The sequence below is a fragment of the Leptolyngbya sp. CCY15150 genome (genome assembly GCF_016888135.1).
GTDB lineage: Bacteria > Cyanobacteriota > Cyanobacteriia > RECH01 > RECH01 > RECH01.
The window spans coordinates 86,311-110,017 of sequence record NZ_JACSWB010000174.1; the positions used below are offsets into that span (position 1 = coordinate 86,311).

The following is a 23,707-nucleotide window of genomic DNA, read 5'->3' on the forward strand; positions in this document are numbered from 1 at the left end:
GCCCCCGCCATCAAACTATCCATGACTGAACCGATTGACTCAACGATGGACCCACCCGGCCAACTGGTCGATATCCTGATTCTGTCCAACGGCCCGGGCGAAGTGGCCACCTGGGTGCGGCCGGTGGTGCAAGCTCTCCGCCAGGCTTGGGGGGGCGATCGCTCCACCCTGCGCCTGTCCGTCATCCTCTCGCCCTGTGCCAATGCCAGCGGACGAGAAGCCGCTATTGTTCAGAGCTATCCAGAGGTGGATCGGGTGCAGGGAGCAACGGACTTTTTTCCGTTTTTACTTTGGGGTAAGACGGCAGAGAACTGGGACTGGCGCGATCGCGGCGTAGTGGTCTTTCTGGGTGGCGATCAGATTTTTCCGGTGATCATCGGTCGCCGTCTTGGCTACAAAACCTTGATCTATGGTGAATGGGACACCCGTTGGCATGGCTGGATCGATCGCTTTGCCGTCATGAAAGCAGATTTGTGCCAGCGTGCTCCCGTACGCCATCGCCCTAAATTCACCGTAGTGGGAGACCTAATGGCGGAAGCTGGGGCGGTGCCAGCGTTAGAAACACTTGATACAGAGCACATTGGTTTATTACCCGGCTCCAAACCCGCCAAGCTAGCCCAGGGCGTACCCCTCTGTTTAGCGATCGCCCAACAGATTCACCGCCAGCGCCCCCATGCCCGCTTCATCCTGCCGGTTGCGCCTACGTTGGATCTGGAGACCCTAGCCCACTTTGCCGACCCAGCCCAGAATGCGATCGCCGCGATCTTCCAGTTCACCGGCGCGACCCTGCACTCTGGTGATCCGCCCTATTTAGAAACTCGGGATGGCCTGCGAATCACCCTCATCCGCAGCTTTCCCGCCTATGAAACCCTCGCCCAATGCCAGCTTTGCCTAACCACTATTGGAGCCAATACCGCCGAATTGGGAGCCCTCACCATCCCCATGATCGTCATGCTTCCCACCCAGCAGTTAGACGCCATGCGTGCCTGGGACGGCATTCCGGGGCTATTGGCTAACCTACCCGGCGTCGGCAGCCTCATGGCCAAGCTGATCAACGGCTGGTTTCTCCGCAAGCCGCGCCTGTTGGCCTGGCCCAACATCTGGGCCGGCAAGGAAATTGTTCCAGAACTCGTTGGCAGCCTAGAGCCCCAGCAGGTAGCCAAGGTGGCGTTGTCGTATCTCAATGATCCCCAGCAGTTGACCCACATGCGCCAGCAACTACGAGCAGCTCGGGGTAAACCGGGAGCCGCCGCTGCGATCGCTCACCTCACCCTAGACTTGCTTGAGAACCCATTGCCAACGTCATCTTGACAGACCCTTCAACATCCGGCACTTGCGCAGAGAAGGCGATCGCTCACCCTAGGCTGCTAAGCAATCCACATCTAAACTAATCCGCATCCGACTGCACGCTGCGTCGCCCCAGTTCATAAATCCCGCAGCCGATGCAGGCAATCATGCCGACACTCACCGACCAACTGCGCCCTAGCCCGATCTCCACGCCGTAGTTACACAGCCCACCAGCTCCCAGGAAGGGCACAATGCTGAACACTGAGGCGTAGAGGGCGTTCAGGGATTCTCGTCCAGACCGAGTGCGCTCAAACTCAGCCGGGGTATAGAGCGATCGCTCAGCATAGTTGAACCAGCGCCCCAGTTGCACCGTGACCCATTCACCTACGGGAAAGAAGCCTAGATACAGCGCCAGCGCCCAAAGGCTAATGCCTGCCAATGTCGTTGGATCAAGATGTAGGCGGAAGGGAAAGATGTCCGTCACCATGAGCGCGCCTTCGTTTATTAACAATTCTCCATATATTGTAATGGGAATTGCAGTGGGAATCGCCTAGGACTATGACCGGGGATCTAAGACCGTGACACAGTAGATGACGTAGATGACGCAGGGCTTGACGTTGCCTTTAAGGTAATCCTAAAGCATCCTTCAACGTCCGTCGCATAACGTCCACCGGAGCCCGTTGACCAATCCATAGTTCCAAAGCAGCCGCCCCCTGCTGCACCAGCATTTCTAAGCCATCTAGAGCGATCGCCCCTAACTCCCGCGCTTCTGAGAGCAACCGGGTGGGATTGGGAGTGTAGATCAGGTCATACACAATGGCTCCAGCCGGTAGTTGCTGCAGATCCGTCCGGCTGAGGGGAGAGCGATCTTCTTGGGGATGCATGCCCAAGGGCGTGGAATTGACCACCAGGGTGGCAGAGGGTAAAAGCTGGGGCAGATCGTCCCAGGAATGCACAGAAAGCCGGGACGTGAGGGGCACCGATCGCCAACTCTCCATGAACTCTCGACGCTTGTCGGCACTGCGTCCCACGACGCAAATCTGGCGATAGCCCAACTGGTCACAGCCGGCCACCACCGCCCGCGCCGCGCCGCCGTTACCCAGGATGACAACCGTTTCTGAAGCACTCACCGGCGATCGCTCTCGCAGGGGAGCCATGAAGCCCAACACATCCGTATTGGTGCCCAGCCAACCGTCTGCTGTGCGGCACACCGTATTCACAGCGCCCACCGCCCGCGCATCAGCCGTCACGGTGGTCAGCAACGGCATAATCGCCTGCTTGTGGGGGATGGTGACATTGAACCCTTGCACCCCCATCGCCTCAAAGCCAGCGATCGCCACCGCCAACCGCTCCGGCGCAATGGCAAAGGGTAGATAGACATAATCCAGCCCTAGGTGAGCGATCGCTGCATTGTGCATCGCTGGAGACAAGGTATGGGCAATGGGATGGCCAATCACACCCAGCAGTTGAGTCGTACCACAAATCTGAGTCATAGTAGGTTTAAGAGTTTGAGTCTTGTCACGTTCCACCCCTCTAGCCGATAAGATAGAGTATCCTGTAACAAAACTAGAAGATGACTAGCTCCATCAGGGGTGTCCATCATTGTGCCATCATCAGCTCTCAATAAACGTTGCAGGGATCTTGCGGCCTTGAAGTACTTAGTCTCGACGTTTGACTAACCACTATGCTCGATACGTTGATCGGTGGGCGATACAAAATTATAAGGCTACTGGGTTCCGGTGGATTTGGCCGCACATATTTGGCGCAGGATATTCAGCAATCAGAGCCGTTTTACTGTGTCATCAAACACTTTCAGCCCATCAGCCAAGACGAGCGCACCCTCAGTGTGGCTCGCCGCTTGTTTGAAACCGAGGCACGCATTTTAGAGCGCCTCGGGCAACATGAACAAATTCCCCGATTAATAGACTTTTTTGAAGAAAATCAAGAGTTCTACATCATCGAGGACTTCGTAGACGGCCATGCCCTCAGCGATGAATTTTCTAGAGACAACTGTCTCGACGAAGGGCAGGTGATTGAATTCCTGCGGGACGTCCTACAAATCCTAGCCTTTGTCCACGAGAGCCGGGTGATCCACCGCGACATTAAACCCGGCAACTTAATTCGTCGCCCCGATGGTCAAATTGTTCTAATTGACTTTGGGGCCGTGAAAGAACTGGGCACCCAACTGCTCGGGGGAGAGAAAAGCGGCAACACGCAGTTCACTGTAGGTATTTGCACTCATGGCTATACCCCCGGTGAACAGCTTGCTGGCAGCCCGCGTTTTAGCAGCGATATCTACGCCCTCGGGATGACCGCGATTCAGGCGCTCACCGGCCAACAACCCACAGAACTACCGGTTGATCCCGATACCTCCCAAATTCTCTGGAAAGATGTGGTGCGGGTGAGTCCTGGCTTGAGTCTGATTCTCGATCGCATGGTGCGCTACGAATTTCGCACCCGCTTCCAATCTGCAACAGATGTGCTGCGGGCCTTAGATAAGCTATCTGAGCTGCCCACCAATATTACAGAAGTGCCGCCATCCATGCTGCTGCCAGAGTCCATGCTGCGGCTGCCCCTAAATGCTGATGCTCGACCAGGCCCTGGTTGGCGAGGGCAATTGCGATCGGGCTTCGGGGTGGCGATCGCGGCATCCGTGGCGATCGCATCAGGCGTCATTGGTCTTCAGTCTCTAGGCTGGCTAGAGCCGCTAGAACTATCTGCCTATGATCACATGGTGCGTTTGAAACCCAGCCTAGACCCAGATCCACGCTTGCTGATTGTTCAGATTACTGAAGCCGATCTGCAGCGCCTGCAGCGCGTGACGCCCTCAGATGCCACCTTGTCCGACGTCTTAAGTACGCTGCAAGAGTACTCCCCCCGAGTTATCGGTTTAGACCTGTATCGGGATATTCCTCAGGATCCCGGTCGAGATCTACTCCTTGAACAGCTCCAAGCCGATAACGTGATTGCCATTACCAAAATGGGAGACGTGGCAGGGGGGCACATTCCTGCACCACCGGGCGTTCCAGACGAACGCATTGGCTTTAACGACTTTCCCATTGATGCCGACGGTATTGTCCGTCGCAATCTGATCTTTGCATCCTACGAATCTCAGGTTCTGCATTCCTTTGCAACCCGGGTAGCCTTGCTCTATCTCAAAGAAGATGGCATTGTCCCTGTCAATGGGGAAAATAATCTAGAACAGCTTAACATCGGCCAGAGTCGCCTCATTCCCCTAGAGTCCTACTCTGGAGGCTACCAATCTGTAGATGCGGCTGGATATCAGATCTTGCTGCGGTATCGATCGCCCCATCACCTTGCCCAAACCATCACCGTCAGCGATATCCTCGATGGCAACTTTGAGCCAGATTGGATCCGCGATCGCATTGTCCTGATTGGCACCACAGCCCCCAGTGCCCGAGATCTATTTGATACTCCCTATACCGCCAGCCTAAAAGAAGACCATCAAATGGCTGGGGTGATCATCCATGCTCAAATGGTCAGCCAGCTTTTGACCGCGGCAACCGACGGCAATGCGTTGTATTGGTTTTTCCCCGCCAAAGCTGAAATGGCTTGGATTTTGCTGTGGGCCCTCGTCGGTGGTGGACTCACCTGGTATGTTCGTCATCCCCTTTCGCTAGGCTTAAGCAGCGCCTCAGTGTTGGTGATTATTGTGGGCACCAGCATCCTGCTGTTTATCAATCAAGGTTGGTTACCTGTCGTTGCGCCAGTGCTTGCCTTTGTCATCACCGGTAGTGTCATTGTTAGCTATCGATTTTATCGTCTCCATCGCTATCAACAGGCGATCGAAACCATGATGTGGACAGAGTAACTAGGGCGTGTTTTAAAACTCATCCAAACCCTGATTCTCTCGTACGAAAAATCAAGGGGTTTAGCAGGTTTTAAACCAGAGCCTAGTTGTCACCCATGGTGGACAAAACCGTCATCCATGACAGTCGTTGTCTGCATCAATGCCACAGGTTAATAGCAGTTGCGAATGGGCTAAGGTGACGGAGATTGAGCGACCGCATTCCAACCCTGCTGAGCATTCATCAACACATAGGTAGCAATGTTCTCCAGTTGCTCTGGGCTGAACTGATCGCCAAACGCTGGCATGATGTTTTTGCCATGACGAATTTGATGGGCGATCGCCTCCACAGAATTCATCTGATAGGTTTGCAGCGTGTCGTACTGCAGGTTCTTGTCCGGCAAAATTAAATTCTGTCCATTAATATGGCAGCGGGCACAGTTGCTGTTAAACAACTCAGCTCCCTGGGGTACGTTGATGGCTAGGGCGCGATCGGGAACTCCCACCATGCAAACCGCCAGCCCAGCCGCCCACCACCACCGGAGCGATCGCCCTCCCATGCCCTTGCGTGAACTTAATCGTTCCCATTCACGTCTGATCCAGGGAATTGACTGGGATGTCATCCACTCCCAAACTTGCACAAGTCGGCTCATGACGTGATTCACACTCAATTAGAATTAATGTTGCAGATACATTTTTTTACATTTTCCTACATTCTCCAAGATTTAGACACCAAGGTTGACCTGCGTTTCAGTTTTTTCAGACCTTATTCCAAACCTGAGTAGGACAAACCCCAGCCCCAACAAGATGCTGTTCGCCCGGCTGCCATCCGCAACCTTCCGTCAGCGCTTTGAAGGTAGTCTTATCCCCCACGTTGATTGACCAAGAGATTTGGATCCGAATGCTATGAAATTGTTTAAGTTCGCCAGTTTACTTCTAGGTGCATCCTTAGTAGGGTTGGGAGGTGCCATGGTGATCACCAATCCCGGACAAGAGGCCTATGAAGACTATGCCACCCAGCAACTCACTCTCTACCTCGAAACCCGTAGTGATGAGATCTGCCAAGACACCCCTGGTTTTTTGCAAGACCTGCTGCAGGATCAATGTGGCACGCTCTTGCGATCGCTCCTAGACAGCAACCAAAACCAAGTTCGCCAGATCATCTCCAGAAGCACAGAGCGCCAAAACTTCTACGTGCTCAGCATTTATAAGACCAATCTCCAAATACACGACATGCTGCCGTCGTACTATGTGGAGTCGGTGGGCGTGTTTCAAAATTTCTACATTTACACCGCAGAGCAACGCTAGAATGCCGGTTGGAAATTGCCGCATCAAATCATCGCCAAACAATGCCGGCGACTCCTGTTGATTCAGGCTGACGGCGGTGGAAGTCTCATGGTAATCTCGTAGATGGCAAGCTGAACATATTGCAAGCCTCCGGTGTTGTCATGTTGCAGTCATCTTCAGCAGCATGTTGCCGGGCCAGGTTTGTCCATGGCTTTTAACCTGTCTTTGTCTGAAGTTCACGTCAACATTTAGCAGAACCTTTAGGAGCGATCGCAGTAATGGGTTTTATACAGAAGATTTTTGGCGGCATCTTTGCGTTTTTGGGCGGCATTCTCAAGATCTTTGGCATTGGTAAGTCGGCTTATTACATGGAAGCAGAGTCTACCCCCAAACCTGCAGCCTCCTCCAAGCCAGCCCCAGAGGCTGCACCTGCACCAACATCACCTTCCCCAGAAGCTGCTGCACCCAAGCCAGCCCCAGCACCAGTGGCTATGTCTCCTGCGCCGGCTACTCTCAGTAAACCCAATCCATCTCCTGTCCTCGAAAACTTTGCAACGAAGTTTTCGACCTCACCTAGCACCAAGCGTCGTCGTCCCGGCCCCAGCCTCACTCCCTTTATGGATATGGCCCGCCGCGTCAAAACCCCCACTGCTTAGGCTACAGATTCTCTAGTAGGCTCTCAGGATGACGTGCTCAACGGTTCTCATTGTTCACGTGGGTAGCTGAGCTAGCAAGACCCTTCACAACATCTCTCATCCAACCGGGTGGGAGATGTTTGTTAGAGGGGCTATGACCTGCTAGATAGGCTATGAACGGACAGCAACAGCTTCGCTCGAAAAGACCAGCTCATCTAAGGTGAACTGCCCGTTAAACGCGTGGAACACGATGCGAGTAATAGCTTGACCTCGCACGCTTAACTGAAGATTGGGCGGATACACCGATGTAGCATCTAGTAAGTTTGCGCTAGGAATCTCAGACTTAGCAACCAATTGATCCGCCGCATTATAGGCAGACAGCGCCAGTTGGCGTGAACTGGTGACAAATCCACTCACGTAGCTAACAGGACGATGGAACTGTACCCCAATCCAGCTACTGTGGGGTGCGCCGGTTAAGACCGTCTTGCCGGCACGGGTAGGAAAAGCAGGATTGGATGGATGAAGAGCGATCGCATTTTTAAACACAATTCCCCAAGCGTCAAACTGACGTTCTACACGCTCAAAGCACTGTAGATCTTCCATATCCAACCGCACACAAACCGGCGGATTATCCTGAGCCCGGGGTAGTAAGATAGCAGAGGTAGGTGACAGTTGGGGCAACAGGGATGTCTGTTTCGCCAACAACGAGGGTGATCGAAGGGGCAGCTCTGGGGCCGCGCGGTTAAGAAACTTAGCGGAAGAGGAAGGAATCATGAGGGCTGGTTGCAAATGCATATAAGGAGCATGACCCAAACACATCTATGCACCACAGACGATGGATGGAGAGAGCAAGGTACCCTGAGTGACGTAGATACTCCCAGCGGGGAACGTTCTTCTTGCTACCTCAGTCATACTGTTGGGCAGTGAGCGTCAGTCATGCGTGAACACCTGATCTGTGCATCATCGCGTTGGATGTGCGATACACCTGATAAAGACGACGTAGAATCCTATCGTGCAGTTGCAGACCCCTGATGGAGCGTAATCTTAACACGCGGTTCGTTGCTCCCGCCCCCTCTGTGCCGAATCATCCTTATGCCTAGTTTCTAGTGCCAATACCCAATCAAGATATCCCTGAGATATCCCTGAATAGTTGTGATCAACGATTGCTTCACCACCAGGATCTCACCGATAGGATTGGAAGGATGGACGCTAGGGCAGTCCGCTGTTAACGCTGAGGGGTTTAACCCCCCACTAGCATTATTACTGATCTCGCCAAATCTGCAAAACTACGGTTATTTCCCATATTCGCTGGCTATTTTAAGACTCAAGCCTTGAAAACGACAGCATAGGTGCTCATGAGCCACATCTGGGAAGCATCAACCTAGTCAGAAATCATCATCAAAACTTCGTATAAGAGCGATAGATTTCACAAAAACATCATCTAAGCCATGAAAAGTCCGTTGAATGTCATTTGCCGTCTCCGCAATTCCACTAGCTTCACCCAAGCGCTAGGTAGCAGCCACAACACTTCACTTAAGAAAGATATCCGTCGAGGAATGGGACTCTGGATGTCTGTCACCACAGCCTTACTCTGGGTAGGCGGGGCATCGGTTGCGCCCTTACGTGCAGATCCGGAAGCCGGCTGGGGCGAATGGCAACGTCAAACACCTCAAACCGAGACCAGCTTTGGCTCCGGCTTCTTCAACCAAGACCTCCGGCGCTTCGCTGCTTTTGAACAGGCCTGTCAGACTGCTCTAGGAGAGACTGCCCCATCGATTGACTATTGGTTTCGGCTCAGCACCCTCGTCTCCCAATTAGGCACTGGACTGGTGGAGTATGGCTGTCGGGATGCAACCGGAGCATTTGTCCGCACCACCACCATGACAGCGATCGCCACTCAGATTGAGCCGGTCGAGTGCCTGCAGGTCAATTCGCCCATTAGCAGTGGGCTGAATGTACGAGCTTGGCCCGGGGAGGCAGAGCAGATTGTGGGAGGTGTAGCCAATGGCACCCACCTGGATCCCGGAGGCTTTCCTGCAACCATCACCGAAGTCGATGGCCGCAACTGGGTGGCGATCGTTTCCCCCCTGACGGGATGGGTTTCTAATGGTCAGCCCGGCAGCGAGGGCAACTTGAGCCTTTGTTCCATTGATGGGTCAGCTCCACGCTCTCCAGGCTAGGCTCTGTTTTAAAACCTGCTAAACCCCTTGATCTTTCGTACGAGAGAATCAGGGTTTGGATGAGTTTTAAAACACTCCCTAGGAGTTTGAGGCTACGGCATACGATCTATCTGAACGGTGGCTCTAGGGTAGCAACTAGCCCTAGGGGCATGAACGAACCCTTGATATTAGGGTTGCTCCGAGGACGGTACAGGTTGGGCATGGGTTGCCGCTTGAATATCCGACTTGAGACGGGCAATCACGGTATCTGCATCCACCTGGCTCAGAATATCTTGCAGCACCGTGCTGGCCCCCTGAGGGCCCCAAGAACAGCCCTGTTCTAGATAAATTTGGGCGGCTTTACCCACTTGATAGGAACCATAGCCAGCGATCGCTGCCTGGGCTGCCGCCGCCGTACCGTAGGCTGCAAGACTACTACCACCATCCCATAGACTAGCCATGGCTGCCCCGCTCTTGCCCGCTCCCAACAGCACATTGGAGGCAAATTCCCCGAGTACTAAACGTCCACCGCTCCAGACGATAGCATTCAGCAACTTACCGGCTTCATAGCGAGTCATGGGTAGCCCGTAGAGGCGGGCCAAGGCGCGGATCATCGCGAGGTCGGCGATCGCTCCTCCGGCAATATCCAATACGGCAATCGGGTTAAGCGCTACGGCCAACCCTTTCCACTTGGCAAAGCTCCAAATTAACTGTTCAGCATCAGCATCCCGCTGCGCCACAATGGTTTGAGCGATCGCCGCCTCGGTGAGTTCCGCCTGGCGCATGGCGTTCAAAGCCAGCAATGACTTGCCTTCTCGATTCAGGATCGCCAAGAGCCGCTGGGTCAAGGGCGTAATCTGGGCGGGTGGTGCTTCCCATTCTTGGGTGATGCGTCCGTCGGGCCATTCCACACGCACCTCCATAGGCGCTGGCTCGGCAGCCACGAGCACAACGTCGTCTAGGGTCAAATTGGGATCAGGGCAGTTCAGGTGACCGGAGTTCAGCCGCGCCCGAAGCTGTTGAAAAATCACGGTGCGATCGCGGTTGGGATACAGATCGGTTTTGTTGAAGACCACAATCAAGGGCTTGTGCGCCGCCAGCAGATCGTGCAGCGCTTGGTATTCCGTGCGGGTCATGTCCCCAGCGATCACAAACAAGATTAGGTCAGCCTGCTCAGCAATCTCGCGGGCCATATCCGCCCGAGCCTGACCGTCCACTTCATCCAAGCCCGGTGTATCAATCAGCTCAATCACGGCCTTGCCCATAGCCGTCTCCAGCGACCAAAAGACCGACCGCGGCCATTGGGTCACGCCATGAATGGGCCCTGTGGGCAGCACCTTTTGACCAATCAGAGCATTTAACACCGCCGATTTACCACGACTGACCAGGCCAAACACCGCCACCCGGACGAGGTAGCCGTTCAGTTTATCCAAGGCACCGGCAAGCTGATCCAGCCTTGGCTTAAGGGCCGCCTGGAGTTCGGTAGAGGATCGCGATCGCCCCTGACGACCATAGCGATTCAGCAGTTGCCGCAGACTGGCGCGCGCCCGATTGAAGTGGGTGTCGGCAAGCTGGGGGCGAACTAAATCAGAGCGAGACATAGGCAGCATCACCAAGTAATCGATCGGCCCTAGGCAGTGGGAGCAAGACGCCGCAAACCTTGATCCACCAAAGCCCGCACCTGGCCCAGCGGCTGCATCTGTTGGAAGACATCGTTCAGCCGTTGTTTGAGCGCCTCAGGCTGGAGCGAGAAGGGGGTGCGATCGCTGGGATCCACTATGCTCTGGGCTTGGAAATAGTCTACTAGGCTCAAGCCAGCCAATCGGGTTAGATAAGCAGCACTCATGCCCTGTAGCGCACCACCCGCGGCAAAGGTCAGAGCATGGGTTTTGAGCAGGGGAGCGATCGCCTGGGTGGACAGTTCCACCACGCCCATTTGCACCATCAGCTTGGCCATGGTTCCCGCCACCGCCTTAGCCTGCTCCATGGAGAAGGATTGCTGATACACCTTGCCCAAATCGAGCACCAACTGAGCATTCACCGCTGCTGTGGCCAGCAAATCAAGGCTCGGCACCGGATTGGCAAAAGCAGCAGCACCGGCAATCCACTGAGCTTGCTCAATCAAAGGCATGGCCCGTTGGCGGCGATAGCGATTCAGTTCCGCTAGGGTAGCTACGCGCACCTGATGCACCTGGCGGGCCACCGTAGCTAGTACCAGCGATCGCCCTTGGGGGATCAGGGAGGTGAGAGTCTGGCTCAGACTAGCTAGATCAGCTTCGGACTGCTGCCACGATTCCTGCACCGTGCCATCCTCTAGATGCTTGCGTACCTTCATCGCGGCTGGATCGGCAGCGATCGCCACCACATCCGCCGACGGAACATAGGCCGCCACCCGTTGGCGCACCTGATGCAGCAGCAGCGATCGCTCATCCAAGGGATATTGGTCTTGCTTATTGAACGCCACCAGCACCCGTTGCCCAGCCGTCGCATAGCCGACCAGCGCTTGGTAGCTAGACTCCGTCAAATCACCAGGGGTCACCAACAGCACCAGATCGGCATCCTTGAGCACCGATTCCGATTCCTCCAGAGCGATCGCTTGGGACGACACGTCGCTGATCGCTACCGCAGTTACATCGGTAGGCCAAGAGATCTTGGGTAACCATTGCTGGGTAAGCTGTTGGGCGATCGCCGTTTTGCCCACGGCAGCTTCCCCGACAATCGCTAGGCGCAGCGTAGAACGATCCAGTTCACCCTGTAAGTGCTCCAGTTGCGATCGCAGATGATCGACGATGCCAGGGGTTGCAGCAGTCGCCTCCTGTTGAAGTTCCGCTTCAAGCTGATCGATCAGGGCGATCGCCGACTGAATCGCAGCTTCCACCGCCGGGCGATCCTTGGGTAGGGTAGTGGGTTCAACAGCCGGACTGCGGCGATGGCGCATCCACCAAATGCCAGACCCAAGAGCGATCGCCCAGACCAGATTGTCTCCCAGCCCCACCACCGAGGCACCCAGGCTATCAAGGAGCCAAATACTTGCGGTCAAGCCCAATCCACCAATCAAAATGGGGCGCTGCAACGTTATTGCCATGCCAGTCTCACTTAATTCTGTCGTCACGTTAGAGGGATCGAAGCACTCGCTGATATCCTTGCTCTAAAGACCCAGTCAGGGATTGGTCAGGATGCAGGAGCTATGAGTCTCGTGACCCGGTTGTTCTCTTGGTGAACAACCACCCCAAAATTCTCGGGTGAATGCTTCAGTCCTACTTTATCCTATCGAGTCCTGACACAGTCCACCGGTGTGCCAAACACTCCATCAGGTCACAAACCATGGGGATCATCAAAAATCCCCGCCGCCAAAAAGGCAACAGGGATTTTTGAGTCTTACAAAGTGGTGGCGGGGAGCGGATTTGAACCACTGACCTTCGGGTTATGAGCCCGACGAGCTACCAGACTGCTCTACCCCGCGTCGCGTTTGTTTTTTTGTCACTCTATCGAGTATAGCAGAAGGTATCTCATCTGCGCAACAAATTTGTTTTGTGATCGCAATTCTCAGGTTGAACATCTTGCCCGAGCTTGCTAAGAACCGTTCGTAGGGTGCCAACGCTTCCGCCTTGACACCTGTCTTGGTCGCTCCTGCGGCTGGGTCTGGGTGCAGGAGCAACCCTGGGAGCATTCCCACGCTCGCATAGGTCCCACGCTCGCACAGAAACGATATCGTCTAGCCCGAGCTTGGTGAAAACAGGCTGACGAGATGGGTTGCAAAAGCTGATGCTTGCGTTCCGGATCGGGTGAATTGGACAAGCTACTGATCAAAACGAGGATTGCTATTTTGCGATCGCGTCGGCAACCTAGACCTCGTCTCAAGCAACCGCGCCCTACAGCATCGCTAGTTCGCCGATAATATCCAGCCGCTTGAATGCACCAATGGTCATGTGAACATCCGACAAGGTCTCGGCGATCGCTGGCGTGATCCATCCCAGTTGCTTCAGCAGGTGAATGGCAACAGCATACTTAGCCCGCCGCGATCCATCCACACACTTGATCGCAAGCCCCATGCCTTCTCCGACCCGGGCAATGCATTGAACACCCTCCGCTCCCGATTTGCTGACGATTTCGCCTTCCGTCAAGCGCATCACCTCCGTATCAAACTGACCGGGGCCGGCAATCATCTCCGGATAGTGGGTCATGGCGCGAATAATTCGCTCCATATCCACGCTGCTGCCCGAGGCTAGCAGGGCATAGAGGGTAGCCATTTGCCGAAGCTGCATAAAGTAGGTGGGTGCGCCACAGTCATCATGGGCTCCGATGAATTCTTCTGCGGGCATCTGCAACAGATCAGCTACCTTTTCCAAGATCAGCCGCTGCACCGGATGGCTAGGCTGGAGATAGCTGCCTAGAGACCAATTGCGCTGCTTACACACCGCCAACATGCCCGCGTGCTTACCAGAGCAATTATGCTCCAGCGGGCTTTGCTTATCGGCAGGGATGGGGCATTGCAGAGCTGAGGGCTCCACATCACAGCGCCATAAAATGTTGAAGGCTTGGCGCGCTTGCTCGATCGCCCCTTGATGGGAAGCGCAAATAATCGCCAAGTCGCGATCGTTGAGGTTGTAGGTTTCCAGCGTTCCCGTGGTGGTCACCGCTAGGGCCTGAAATGGCTTTAGGGCTGAGCGAATGAACGCCGCCGCCTCACCGCTACCAGCCAGGGACAGCATTCGCCCCCGCTCATCACAGACCACCGCTTGCACTTGGTGGGTTGATTCAACAATTCCTTCTCGCAAAAGCCGAACTTCGAGTTCTGCCGTTTGAGTGCGTTTTCCCCTAGTCATGATTAGGCAATATCTCAACTAAACAGCGATCGCCCGTCAAACCCCAGAGTTGTACTTGCCTGGGCTAAAGCAAGCCCCATACTAAACTTTCCCCTAACCCCAAAAGCAGAAACAAACCAAAGGTTTGCTGCAAGCGCTGGAGAATAGGCTGAACTTCGTGGCTCACCAACAGGCGATCGCGGGTGACCACCGTATCTGGCTTCGTCCAAAGCTGACCGTCATACCAGCCCGACTCTTCGTAGGAAATCGTCTGTTTGTGAAGGCGATCGCGAATATACATCCATCCTAAATACAGGCGGGCTAGGGTCAAAGCCGGAATAATACAGGCCCCGGTCGCCGCTGCCAGGAAAAACTGTAGCGGCACCTTGGCTGGCACAAAGCTGACCGCCGCCACGGGGCCAGCGATCGCCCAACTCAAAAGCCAGAGCACCACGATCGGCGCAATATAGCCCCGGAGGTTGCGAGTTCCCCAGCTATAGAACCACGATGCTCGCAGCTCTTGGTACTCATTAATAGGTTGTTGTTCGTGAGGAACTGGACAGCGGGAAACAGGAGACTTCATTCGAAAAACAGGCGTAGTTAAGTGGCGGATGGGGATTGCTCCTGCCCCTAGTGTAAACCCCCCAAAGCATTCTGCTCAAAGGAACTTTGAGGGGTAGCCTATCGGTTGAAAAATGGGCATCACCATCCGGTAAGATGACCTCCACAGACTAAGCCCATCTTTCACATCTTCCCTACACATTTTCAGCCCCTAGACTCTACACCGCACCATGAGTGTTCATGCTGAGGGTGTGCCCTAGGATGTTCAGCCTTGAACCTGTTGTGTCCAGGTTAAGCAGGGGTGACTTGTACAATCAGCGCCCGCCGATCAAAAGACTGTACCTTGGCTGATTCACCTAAATCGGTCACAACCCGCTCTAGTAGCTCAGCGGCGCGATCGCGATGCTGGTGTTCCCGTCCCCGTAATCGCACTTGGAATTTGACAGAATCACCTTTGTCTAGCCATTCAACAGCTCGCTTAATCCGAAGGCTGTAGTCTGATTCACCCACATTGGGGCGCAGCTTCACTTCCTTGACCGTGGGCTTACTGGTATTCTGACGATGGCGTTTCTTTTGTTGGTATTGATGTTTACCGTAGTCCAGGATTTTAGCAACTGGAACATCCTTGGACTCAGAAACCAAGACTAGATCCAACCCCACACTCTCAGCAAGCTGCAGGGCATCGCGGGTCTCAGTTACGCCACGGTTGGTGTTTTCATGGTCAATCAGCAAAACACGCGGCGATCGAATGCGGTGGTTAATGAGTTGCTTATTAGCGATAGCTCTATCCTCTTAAAACTCAACATGTTTGACGGTAGTCGGAACCCTACCGATGGCCATCTCGACACAAATTGGCTTCATGGCTCGAAGCTAGCCTGAGCCGCTGACTCGTTGCTTCGGCACGATGCCTAGGTGCGGCGAGATACTGGTTCAGACTTGGACATTCGCATCAGATTACTCTACTTCTAGAGTAACCTTATCAAAGCTTGGATCCAACATCATCGAACCAGAGTTGGATCTGAAATTCACGAAACTTTGCATCGCTACTCCCCCACATTGCCTATGACTTCACCATCTGACCATCGTCAATATGCGGCGGCCACCGATCGCAACCGTGAGCCAATTTTGGCTGTATTGCAAGATGTGCTGCCTGAAACGGGCACCGTGCTAGAAATTTCCAGCGGCACCGGGCAACATGCGGTCTTCTTTGCGCCTCGTCTTGCACCCCGCCGCTGGCTGCCGTCCGATGCCAATCCTCTAGCGATCGACAGCATTGCCGCTTGGCGATCGCACCACCCCTGCGAAACCCTCTATCCGCCCATTCTCCTCGATGCCGCCATCAGTCCTTGGCCCGTGGAACAAGTTCCGTTGCCTGCCAGCTTGGCTGACTCAGGATTTGAACCGGGGGCGATCGCTGCCCTAGTGAATATCAATATGATTCACATTTCGCCATGGAGCGCCACCCTAGGGCTGTTTGCCGGAGCCGAGCGCCTCTTACCACCGGGGGGCGTGCTCTACCTCTATGGCCCCTACAAACAGCAGGGACAGCATACCGCACCCAGTAATGCAGCCTTCGATGAAAGTTTGCGCGCCCAAAATCCTGATTGGGGCGTGCGCAACTTGGAAGATGTGGTTGCCGTGGCGATCGCCCACCAGTTGCAGTTGGTCAAAACAGTGCCCATGCCCGCCAACAACCTCTCTGTGGTGTTCCAGCGCTAGCTAGACTAGACAATCCCCGCGAGATTGATGGGATAGTCCCGAGCCATGAGCCTCACAGATCTCGTATCCCTGAGGCAGAACCGAGCAGGCAACGGTATCCTAAAACAAGCAGGGTTGAATCGAGGTTGCAGGTGCTGCATGGCCTCTTGAGGCATGGACAATCCAGATTCCCAACCGCTCTACGACCTCAAGCCTGCATGACTATGTCAGGATTAGAGACTGTAACCCTTAAGATTTCATGAATACCGAAGCGATCGTTTTATTATCAAGCCGTGAAGTAGACAAAATGCGAGCTGCCGGCCAGCTTGCCGCCCAATTGCTCGATCATCTAGCACCCATGATCAAACCTGGGGTGAGCACCCTAGACCTCAATGATGAGGCAGAACGCTGGACTCAAGCCCACGGTGCCAAAAGTGCGCCCCTGGGCTACCACGGGTTTCCTAAATCGATCTGCACCAGCGTCAACGAAGTGGTTTGCCACGGCATCCCCAATGCCAAACAAATTTTGCGGGACGGAGACATTATTAATGTAGACGTCACTCCAACGGTGGATGGCTACCATGGCGATACCTCCCGCACCTTTTTTGTCGGAGAACCGTCGGCGATCGCTCGACGCTTAGTCGAAGTGACCGAGCAATGTCTGGAGCTTGCCATTGCCGAAGTCAAGCCAGGAGCCCGCATTGGAGATATCGGTGCCGCCATTCAAGACTATGCCGAAGCCCAAGGGTTTTCGGTGGTGCGTGACTTCGTGGGTCACGGCGTCAGCCGGATTTTTCACACCGCGCCCCAAGTGCCGCACTACGGCCGACGAGGGCGGGGCAAGAAGCTGCGCCCCGGCATGGTGTTTACCATCGAACCGATGATCAATGAAGGGACGTGGGAAGTGGACGTGCTGGAGGATGGCTGGACAGCAGTCACCAAAGATCGCAAGCTTTCAGCCCAGTTTGAGCATACCCTCGCGGTCACCGAAGAGGGCGTGGAAATCCTCACGCAGCATCCCGAGTTGGTCGTCGCCTGACCATCAAGGCTCTTTCTAGACCAGGGATCTAGGGATCGTAAAAAAAGAGCGACAGTGCATGACTGTCGCTCGATGTTCCATAGAAGGGGAGAGGGTTAGATCGGTCTTAATCGGTTAACACAGTAAACCGTTGAAGCGATCGCCCTCCATGTCCGAATCAGAGAGTAAATCTGCGGAGAGTTGGGAAAGCTGGCGTCATGCCTAGTTATTGCCTAAAACATCTAGGCTAACGGGCGCAACACCCGAACTCACCAGGCCAATCACCTGGGCGGCACCTGCCGACAGGTCAATCACGCGTCCATGGGCATAGGGGCCGCGATCGTTAATACGAACGACCACAGATAGCCCCGTATCTAGATTGGTGACGCGTACCTGGGTGCCAAAAGGCAGGCTGGGGTGAGCCGCCGTCATGGCATTTTGGTCAAAAATTTCACCACTGGCGCTGTAGTTGCCGTGGAAGCCTGGGCCATACCAGGATGCCATGCCGCTAAGGGTACGCAGAACAGCATGGTAGGATGCGCTAGGAGCAGGCTCAGGGGCAGGCAAGCCATAGACTTCACCCAAGGGTTCAGCTCCTCCCAAGAGGCGACGAAGCCGGTTCGTGGCCTGGAGGGCATCTTCTGCAGGATTTCGGGTCGTATCAGGCAGAATCGTCGTTTCGTTGATCTCAGTTAGCTCACGATCGCCCACCTGAATGACGAGGCGATCGCCTTCATCGTCCCAGATAGCCGTGATCGAAGATGGATCAACGCCACTGCGATAGAGCTGGTTGAGGTTAGCAGCAATAGCGGTAGCACGCCAAACAGGATCTTGAGCATAGTCATCAACATCAGACGATGCTGAAGCCTGGGCAAGCACAACGCTTTCTTGAGATCCTGAAACTTTTACGTCTGCGCTCGCGTCATCGGTAGTAGCCGAGCCACCCTCATCAAGGGGAGCCAAGAACGTGATGACGGGAATGTCTCGGATATAGAGGGTCGCAGCTTGCCGATCATCGAGTTGATGGGGCAAAATGCTAGCGATCGCCTCACTCTGAGAGAGTTCAATGGAGTTACGAGAGTGATATTCACCGACCTTCACAACATCTTCAGTGGAAGCTGTCGTCAGGGCCTCGGTGCTGACACCGTCGTTTGCGATGTGATTAGGCGCAGACTCTGCGATCGCAACGTTGGCGTCTGAGTCATTATCTGCGGTTCCGGCGACACTAGCATGTCCAGAAGACGAGGTCGCTAGCGTTCCGATAACGAGTGCAGCAGTCATCAGACTACTCCAAAGCTGTTGATTGTTTTGAGCCATATACCCTTTATAAAAGGAATGTGTGGAACGAAAATGATGTCCTAACGATGGAAAAACCTAGGTATCTAGGTCATACCCATTAGGAGAAGTGCAGAGCACCAGTCCATACTCGTTACGCGTTCACCCTTCTGTGTTCGGAACTGCAACAGCCTAGCATGAAGGTTCTAGCTTGGGGATCAGGGGATCACACGGAAGACCTATCCCTCTCGACTAAGATTTAGATCTGCTTATCAATGGGCGATCGCCCTTGCCATACAAGACGTTCAGCGCTCCATACTCCACAAAAGTGCCGCTGAAGCATCAAATGGCAAGTTTACATTTGTTCATACTGCCTGATCTCGATCGCCAGCACGAGTCTCATGCCATAACAGCCTACTCCTGAAGGATCACAGCGATCGCTCAGGGGTATAAATCTGGCTCTGGCATATCATTAGGCGCTACATAGATAGGACTTCCTTATTGATTCAGGGGTCTCAGGTAGGGGTCTGAGACTGGTTTTAGCCTGATCGAAGGCAGTTTTTTCGAGTCACCTGCTTTAAAACCGTGTCGAGCGCACCTAATTAGCGTGCGCTCGATCACACCAAGGAGGTCAAGAGAATGCTGGACGAGTCCCTTCCAGCCCCAGAGCATCGAGTTCCTACGTCATAAAGATTACAGGCGATCGCATCTTCTCTAAAATCGGCAGTTCAACCCAGCCCAGATATGGAGAAATACACCCCAAGACGATCCCGACTCAAATGGCTCATCAAACCTACTAATCTAATGTCTCACAGGCAGCATACTAAGACTTAGAGTGAGACTATCAATCATCCCAGACTATCATTTCACTAGATTTATTGAGTTTCATCTTATACAACCTAGGCGATCGCCATGGATTTCAGCGATCGCCTAGGGAATTCATGGCCGACAGTGGGAAAATCGAAGAGCGCGATCGCTGGCCGAATCACCCGACTCGGGGCTAGGCAGCATGTCCTAGTGCTGGTTGACGGACACAACTTGAAGACCTTCACCCCAAACCCCTCTCCCAGAGCGGGCGGGGGGCTTTGAAAACACCTATTCTTGTTCTCCTTGTGGGAGAAGGGGCTGGAGGATGGGGGGAAAGATGGTTCAGCCAATCAGGTCTTAGCGATGCGTGAGTCCTAGCTTGAAGCATTAAGAGAGAAGCCTATGTCTACGCAACCCAAAATTATTGTGCTGGATGATGATCCCACCGGATCTCAAACCGTGCATAGCTGTCTCCTGCTCACCCGCTGGGATGAAGACACCCTCAAGCTGGGCTTACTGGATGATGCTCCCATCTTTTTTATCTTGACTAACACCCGCGCCCTGCCCCCTGAGCAGGCCAACCAGATCACCCGTGAGGTATGCCAAGCCCTCAAGCGGGCGATCGCTCAGGTGGGGCTCCAAGACTTTTTGATCGTGAGCCGCTCTGATTCCACCCTGCGCGGTCACTACCCGATTGAAACCGATGCGATCGCCGAGGAGCTGGGCCCCTTCGATGCCCATTTCCTCACCCCCGCCTTTTTTGAAGGTGGACGCATCACCCGCGACAGCATTCACTACTTATTAATAGATGGCGTCGAAACACCGGTACACACCACCGAGTTTGCGCAGGACTCTGTCTTTGGTTACCACCACAGCTATCTCCCCGACTATGTCGAAGAGAAAACCAAAGGCCGCATTTCCAGTGAGAATGTGGAACGATTTTTGCTGGCTGATATCCGGGGCGGTACGGGCGATCGCCTCCTGGCCCTCCGTGATAACCAATGTGGCGTGGTAGATGCCGAAGAGCAGGCGGACTTGGATCGATTTGCCCAGGATGTTTTGGCTGCTGCCGCCCAGGGAAAGCGCTTTCTGTTTCGCAGCGCCGCCAGCTTACTGACCGCCTTGGCAGATCTTCCCCCCCAGCCCACCCCCGCCGACCAGATGGGAGCCTACACTCGTCACGGGCAACCCGGTGCCGTCTTGGTGGGATCCCACGTCAAGAAAACAACAGAGCAACTGAACGAACTCCTGAAGGAACCCGGTGTTGCTGGGGTTGAGATTGACGTCGCCCACTTACTCGACGCCAGCGATCAACAGCGCGCCGACCTGCTGACCAATATTTGCGATCGCATTCACACCGTCCACAGCGCTGGTCAAACACCCGTAATCTACACCAGCCGCGAAGAGCTTACGTTTGATAGCATCGAAACTCGCCTAGCGTTCGGGGTAGCCGTCTCGGATCTACTCATGGATGTGGTGCGCCACCTGCCAGACAACCTAGGATTCTTGATTAGCAAAGGCGGGATCACCTCCAATGACGTCGTCAGCACCGGTCTAGCCCTCACCGCAGCTAGACTCCTCGGGCAAATTCTACCCGGCTGTTCCATCATTCGCACCCCCGCCGATCATCCCCAGTTCCCGAACCTGCCGGTGGTTCTCTTTCCCGGCAACGTGGGCGATCGCACCTCCCTAGCTGAAGCCTATCGCCGCCTAAATCGTTCTGGAACCTGATGATCCTGGAAGCTGATGATCCCTAGAGATCTAGTAGGCAGGGTTGGTAGCATCCCCATGGAATCCGCCCTACCCTGCCGCCATCAATCCTTGAAGCGACTTAAACCAAGACGGCAGCACCGGCCCCACAGGCATGAGGGTAGCCAAACGCTGATCATCATGGGTGATCGATAGCTGAATATGGAGGGCTGGCTCAGGCCATTGGAGCAAGCGATCGGGCCACTCGATGGCCACTAATCCCAAGGGATACTCCACCCCTTCCCAATACAAATCAATATAAAGCGAGGCCACCGCCTGGGTGTCTAGGCGATAGAGATCAAAATGGTAGAGCGGCAGCCGACCGTCTAGATACTCATTGACCAAGGTAAAGGTGGGGCTGACAATCGGTTCGGAAATCCCTAATCCATGGCCTATACCCTGAACTAAACTGGTCTTGCCGCTGCCTAAATTTCCGTCTAGTAGCAAAATTGTTCCAACCGGAAGCGATCGCCCTAGAACTTGTCCTAGGCGATGGGTGGCGGCGGGATTGGGTAACAATAATTCCATCACATCCATGGATGAGCGTCGTGCTAGCCTTGAGATCACGGTGAAGCGTCGTCAGATCTTCTGAACAAAAAACAAGGGGATCACCCATGCGATCCCCACGTTGATTTGAAACACGTTCATAGTCTGACTACTGGGCCCAGCAATTGGCTTAGTTGTCGTAGACTCTGCACTCAGCAGCTTCAGGGTTCTCGTCGCAATATTGATCAAACGAGGTTTTGGGCTGTTCTTTGCTCTTTTTGTGGGCTGCTTCAGCCTGCAGTTCTTCTACAGCATCCCATGCAGCAGCACATTCCCCAGAGGAAGCACCTTCAGTGCTGCATACGGCCCGTGCCTGTTCACGTTCTTGCTCAATTTGGTTGTGGATATCGCTCATAGCTTTTCGTTATGGTTATGACTTATCTCAGTACATTCGGGTGGTCTACCCTGGACTATCTTAGTCTGAAACCTTCGAGGTCGTGAATGGGAAAACCCCGAACCCTGCCATGCAACGGCTGACCCTGAAGCCCATTCACGCATTTAGCCCCCATAAATGCCAAACCTATTATCTTTAGATTTGCCGTGGCTGGAATCTAGATCATCCACATAGACAGAGAGACCCAAACCTTCCCAATCCCTATGCTACTGTGCGATCGCCCTTGTTCTAGTCAACAATGTTACCAAACTCACCGGAAGGCGATCGCTGAAGAAGTCTGGATCTTGAACAATGTTGACCAAGATTGAGCAACGCCTCACAGCTCTTAACTTCTCTGTTGACCCGTTTTCCTAGAGAATAGGGAGAACGCTACGACAGTTCGTATTGTGACTCGGCGAACTAGTACTATGACTGACCCTATGAAATGGGCTAACGCCCTCTCCACTCTCCCATCTCTTGAAGCCGCTATTCAAGACGTGGTTGATAACGCAACTCAGCAGTTGAATGCTCCAGCCGACCTGGCGATTGTGTTCATCTCATCTGCCTATGCCAGTGAATTCCCGCGCTTGATGCCGCTCCTGCGCAATTACCTCGATGTAGCCACCATTGTGGGCGGCAGCGGCGGTGGGGTGATTGGGCAAGCCAGCACCCGCGATGCAGCGCAGGAAGTGGAAGGGGAAGCCGCCCTCAGCCTCACCTTAGCCCACCTACCCGGCGTCAAGGTGGAAGCCTTTCACCTTGATTCTGAACTCTTGCCTGACCCAGATGCCGCACCGGATGCCTGGGTGGATCTAGTCGGAGTATCGCCTGCAGATCAACCCCAGTTCGTTTTGCTATCAGAACCTTTTGCACCGGGGATCAATGACCTATTGCAGGGTTTAGACTTTGCCTACCCAGGCTCCGTGAAAATTGGGGGGCTGGCCAGCACTGGCTCGGTCACCGGGCAATGCGGGCTGTTTTGCAACTACGAATTCTATGACGAGGGCATTGTGGGGTTAGCCCTCAGCGGCAATATTGTCATCGATGCCATTGTAGCCCAGGGTTGTCGCCCCATTGGCTGTCCCTATCGAGTTGTGCAGGGCGAGCGCAATATCGTTCTAGAGCTGGAGGCTGATGAAATGGCCGGAGTCTGCGAGGTCGGCAAGACGCCCCTCGAAACCTTGCAGATGCTAATCCGGGATCTGAGCGAGGATGATCAGATGCTGGCGCAGAATTCCCTTTTTATCGGCATTGCCCAGAATGAGTTTAAGGAAAAGCTGGGCCAGGGTGATTTCCTGATCCGCAACCTGATTGGCGTCGATCCCAAGGTGGGGGCGATCGCCATTGGGGATCGGGTACGGCCAGGGCAACGGGTGCAGTTTCATCTACGGGATGCCCAAACGTCGATTGATGACATGGAAGGTCTATTCACCCAATATCAAAACCAGGATCATCAAGGTAGTTCGCCCATCGGCGCACTCCTCTTTGCCTGCCTCGGCCGCGGGGAGGGGCTATACGGACAGCCCAATGTAGATTCTCGGCTCTTCCATCGCTACCTCGTTGATACGCCCCTAAGTGGCTTTTTCTGCAACGGCGAAGTCGGGCCTGTGGGTAATACCACCTTCCTCCACGGCTATACCTCAGTGTTCGGTATCTGCCGATCGCCGGATCCAAGCCGCTAGACTGGAACTAGTTGTGA

At 54.3% G+C, this 23,707-nt stretch carries 22 protein-coding genes and 1 tRNA gene; 10 read left to right on the forward strand and 13 right to left on the reverse strand.

The features are described 5' to 3' along the window. Positions 1 to 45 precede the first annotated feature (45 nt). Positions 46 to 1,311: a lipid-A-disaccharide synthase gene (locus JUJ53_RS12315; protein WP_204152318.1), complete on the forward strand. Its 1,266-nt coding sequence runs from the start codon at positions 46 to 48 to the stop codon at positions 1,309 to 1,311. Positions 1,312 to 1,387: 76 nt separating this feature from the next. Here JUJ53_RS12315 and JUJ53_RS12320 read toward each other — a convergent pair whose 3' ends face one another. Then, positions 1,388 to 1,774: a hypothetical protein gene (locus JUJ53_RS12320; RefSeq protein WP_204152319.1), complete on the reverse strand. Its 387-nt coding sequence runs from the start codon at positions 1,772 to 1,774 to the stop codon at positions 1,388 to 1,390. Between the two features lie 136 nt (positions 1,775 to 1,910). Further along, positions 1,911 to 2,780, reverse strand: a complete 870-nt coding sequence (locus tag JUJ53_RS12325) for a shikimate dehydrogenase (RefSeq protein WP_204152320.1) — start codon at positions 2,778 to 2,780, stop codon at positions 1,911 to 1,913. A gap of 191 nt (positions 2,781 to 2,971) precedes the next feature. On the opposite strand from JUJ53_RS12325, the gene JUJ53_RS12330 reads away from it, so the two are divergent. Next, on the forward strand, positions 2,972 to 5,119 hold the full coding sequence (locus tag JUJ53_RS12330; RefSeq protein ID WP_204152321.1) for a CHASE2 domain-containing protein: 2,148 nt from the start codon (positions 2,972 to 2,974) through the stop codon (positions 5,117 to 5,119). Between the two features lie 170 nt (positions 5,120 to 5,289). On the opposite strand, the gene JUJ53_RS12335 is transcribed toward JUJ53_RS12330, so the two are convergent. Continuing rightward, complete coding sequence (locus JUJ53_RS12335; RefSeq protein WP_239125007.1) at positions 5,290 to 5,748, reverse strand: c-type cytochrome; 459 nt, start codon at positions 5,746 to 5,748, stop codon at positions 5,290 to 5,292. A 253-nt stretch (positions 5,749 to 6,001) separates the two neighbouring features. On the opposite strand from JUJ53_RS12335, the gene JUJ53_RS12340 reads away from it, so the two are divergent. Together JUJ53_RS12340 and JUJ53_RS12345 are read left to right on the forward strand one after the other, a co-directional pair. Then, on the forward strand, positions 6,002 to 6,403 hold the full coding sequence (locus JUJ53_RS12340; RefSeq protein ID WP_204152322.1) for a DUF4359 domain-containing protein: 402 nt from the start codon (positions 6,002 to 6,004) through the stop codon (positions 6,401 to 6,403). A 257-nt stretch (positions 6,404 to 6,660) separates the two neighbouring features. Further along, complete coding sequence (locus JUJ53_RS12345; protein WP_204152323.1) at positions 6,661 to 7,038, forward strand: hypothetical protein; 378 nt, start codon at positions 6,661 to 6,663, stop codon at positions 7,036 to 7,038. 150 nt (positions 7,039 to 7,188) lie between these two features. Here the strand turns inward: JUJ53_RS12345 and JUJ53_RS12350 are convergent, their stop codons facing one another. Next, complete coding sequence (locus JUJ53_RS12350) at positions 7,189 to 7,698, reverse strand: hypothetical protein (RefSeq protein WP_204152324.1); 510 nt, start codon at positions 7,696 to 7,698, stop codon at positions 7,189 to 7,191. A gap of 767 nt (positions 7,699 to 8,465) precedes the next feature. On the opposite strand from JUJ53_RS12350, the gene JUJ53_RS12355 reads away from it, so the two are divergent. Further along, positions 8,466 to 9,197 carry an SH3 domain-containing protein gene (locus JUJ53_RS12355; protein WP_204152325.1) on the forward strand — a complete coding sequence of 244 codons (732 nt, stop codon included), beginning with the start codon at positions 8,466 to 8,468 and terminating at the stop codon, positions 9,195 to 9,197. Between the two features lie 167 nt (positions 9,198 to 9,364). Here JUJ53_RS12355 and JUJ53_RS12360 read toward each other — a convergent pair whose 3' ends face one another. The 6 genes from JUJ53_RS12360 to infC form a co-directional block, all read right to left on the reverse strand. Continuing rightward, positions 9,365 to 10,777 carry a DUF697 domain-containing protein gene (locus JUJ53_RS12360; RefSeq protein WP_204152326.1) on the reverse strand — a complete coding sequence of 471 codons (1,413 nt, stop codon included), beginning with the start codon at positions 10,775 to 10,777 and terminating at the stop codon, positions 9,365 to 9,367. A 29-nt stretch (positions 10,778 to 10,806) separates the two neighbouring features. After that, positions 10,807 to 12,261: a DUF697 domain-containing protein gene (locus JUJ53_RS12365; RefSeq protein WP_204152327.1), complete on the reverse strand. Its 1,455-nt coding sequence runs from the start codon at positions 12,259 to 12,261 to the stop codon at positions 10,807 to 10,809. A gap of 301 nt (positions 12,262 to 12,562) precedes the next feature. Further along, positions 12,563 to 12,639: transfer RNA gene (locus tag JUJ53_RS12370), tRNA-Met, on the reverse strand. 409 nt (positions 12,640 to 13,048) lie between these two features. Then, on the reverse strand, positions 13,049 to 14,002 hold the full coding sequence (locus tag JUJ53_RS12375) for an asparaginase (protein WP_204152328.1): 954 nt from the start codon (positions 14,000 to 14,002) through the stop codon (positions 13,049 to 13,051). Between the two features lie 64 nt (positions 14,003 to 14,066). Further along, the gene (locus JUJ53_RS12380; RefSeq protein WP_204152329.1) at positions 14,067 to 14,564 is read right to left on the reverse strand and encodes a CGLD27 family protein; all 498 of its coding nucleotides are present in this window, start codon (positions 14,562 to 14,564) and stop codon (positions 14,067 to 14,069) included. A 269-nt stretch (positions 14,565 to 14,833) separates the two neighbouring features. Continuing rightward, positions 14,834 to 15,322 (reverse strand): translation initiation factor IF-3, encoded by a 489-nt coding sequence (gene infC, locus JUJ53_RS12385; RefSeq protein ID WP_204152514.1) that lies wholly within the window; start codon positions 15,320 to 15,322, stop codon positions 14,834 to 14,836. A 282-nt stretch (positions 15,323 to 15,604) separates the two neighbouring features. On the opposite strand from infC, the gene JUJ53_RS12390 reads away from it, so the two are divergent. Both JUJ53_RS12390 and map read left to right on the forward strand, forming a co-directional pair. After that, a complete protein-coding gene (locus tag JUJ53_RS12390; protein ID WP_204152330.1) occupies positions 15,605 to 16,261 on the forward strand; it encodes a DUF938 domain-containing protein in 657 nt (218 codons plus the stop codon). Between the two features lie 238 nt (positions 16,262 to 16,499). Then, a complete protein-coding gene (map, locus tag JUJ53_RS12395; RefSeq protein ID WP_204152331.1) occupies positions 16,500 to 17,279 on the forward strand; it encodes a type I methionyl aminopeptidase in 780 nt (259 codons plus the stop codon). Positions 17,280 to 17,480: 201 nt separating this feature from the next. Here the strand turns inward: map and JUJ53_RS12400 are convergent, their stop codons facing one another. Further along, the gene (locus JUJ53_RS12400; protein WP_204152332.1) at positions 17,481 to 18,539 is read right to left on the reverse strand and encodes a septal ring lytic transglycosylase RlpA family protein; all 1,059 of its coding nucleotides are present in this window, start codon (positions 18,537 to 18,539) and stop codon (positions 17,481 to 17,483) included. A gap of 872 nt (positions 18,540 to 19,411) precedes the next feature. Between JUJ53_RS12400 and JUJ53_RS25100 the strand changes: the two genes are divergently transcribed. Both JUJ53_RS25100 and JUJ53_RS12405 read left to right on the forward strand, forming a co-directional pair. Continuing rightward, positions 19,412 to 19,537 (forward strand): hypothetical protein, encoded by a 126-nt coding sequence (locus JUJ53_RS25100; RefSeq protein WP_275415762.1) that lies wholly within the window; start codon positions 19,412 to 19,414, stop codon positions 19,535 to 19,537. A gap of 205 nt (positions 19,538 to 19,742) precedes the next feature. Continuing rightward, positions 19,743 to 21,071: a four-carbon acid sugar kinase family protein gene (locus tag JUJ53_RS12405; RefSeq protein ID WP_204152333.1), complete on the forward strand. Its 1,329-nt coding sequence runs from the start codon at positions 19,743 to 19,745 to the stop codon at positions 21,069 to 21,071. A 69-nt stretch (positions 21,072 to 21,140) separates the two neighbouring features. Here the strand turns inward: JUJ53_RS12405 and tsaE are convergent, their stop codons facing one another. Both tsaE and JUJ53_RS12415 read right to left on the reverse strand, forming a co-directional pair. Beyond that, positions 21,141 to 21,617, reverse strand: coding sequence for a tRNA (adenosine(37)-N6)-threonylcarbamoyltransferase complex ATPase subunit type 1 TsaE (tsaE, locus tag JUJ53_RS12410; protein WP_204152334.1), 477 nt, complete (start codon positions 21,615 to 21,617; stop codon positions 21,141 to 21,143). A 148-nt stretch (positions 21,618 to 21,765) separates the two neighbouring features. Further along, entirely contained in the window at positions 21,766 to 21,990 is a 225-nt protein-coding gene (locus tag JUJ53_RS12415) for a Calvin cycle protein CP12 (protein WP_204152335.1), read from the reverse strand. A gap of 446 nt (positions 21,991 to 22,436) precedes the next feature. Here JUJ53_RS12415 and JUJ53_RS12420 point away from each other — a divergent pair, with 446 nt between their 5' ends. Further along, complete coding sequence (locus JUJ53_RS12420; protein WP_343327946.1) at positions 22,437 to 23,690, forward strand: FIST N-terminal domain-containing protein; 1,254 nt, start codon at positions 22,437 to 22,439, stop codon at positions 23,688 to 23,690. Positions 23,691 to 23,707 lie beyond the last annotated feature (17 nt).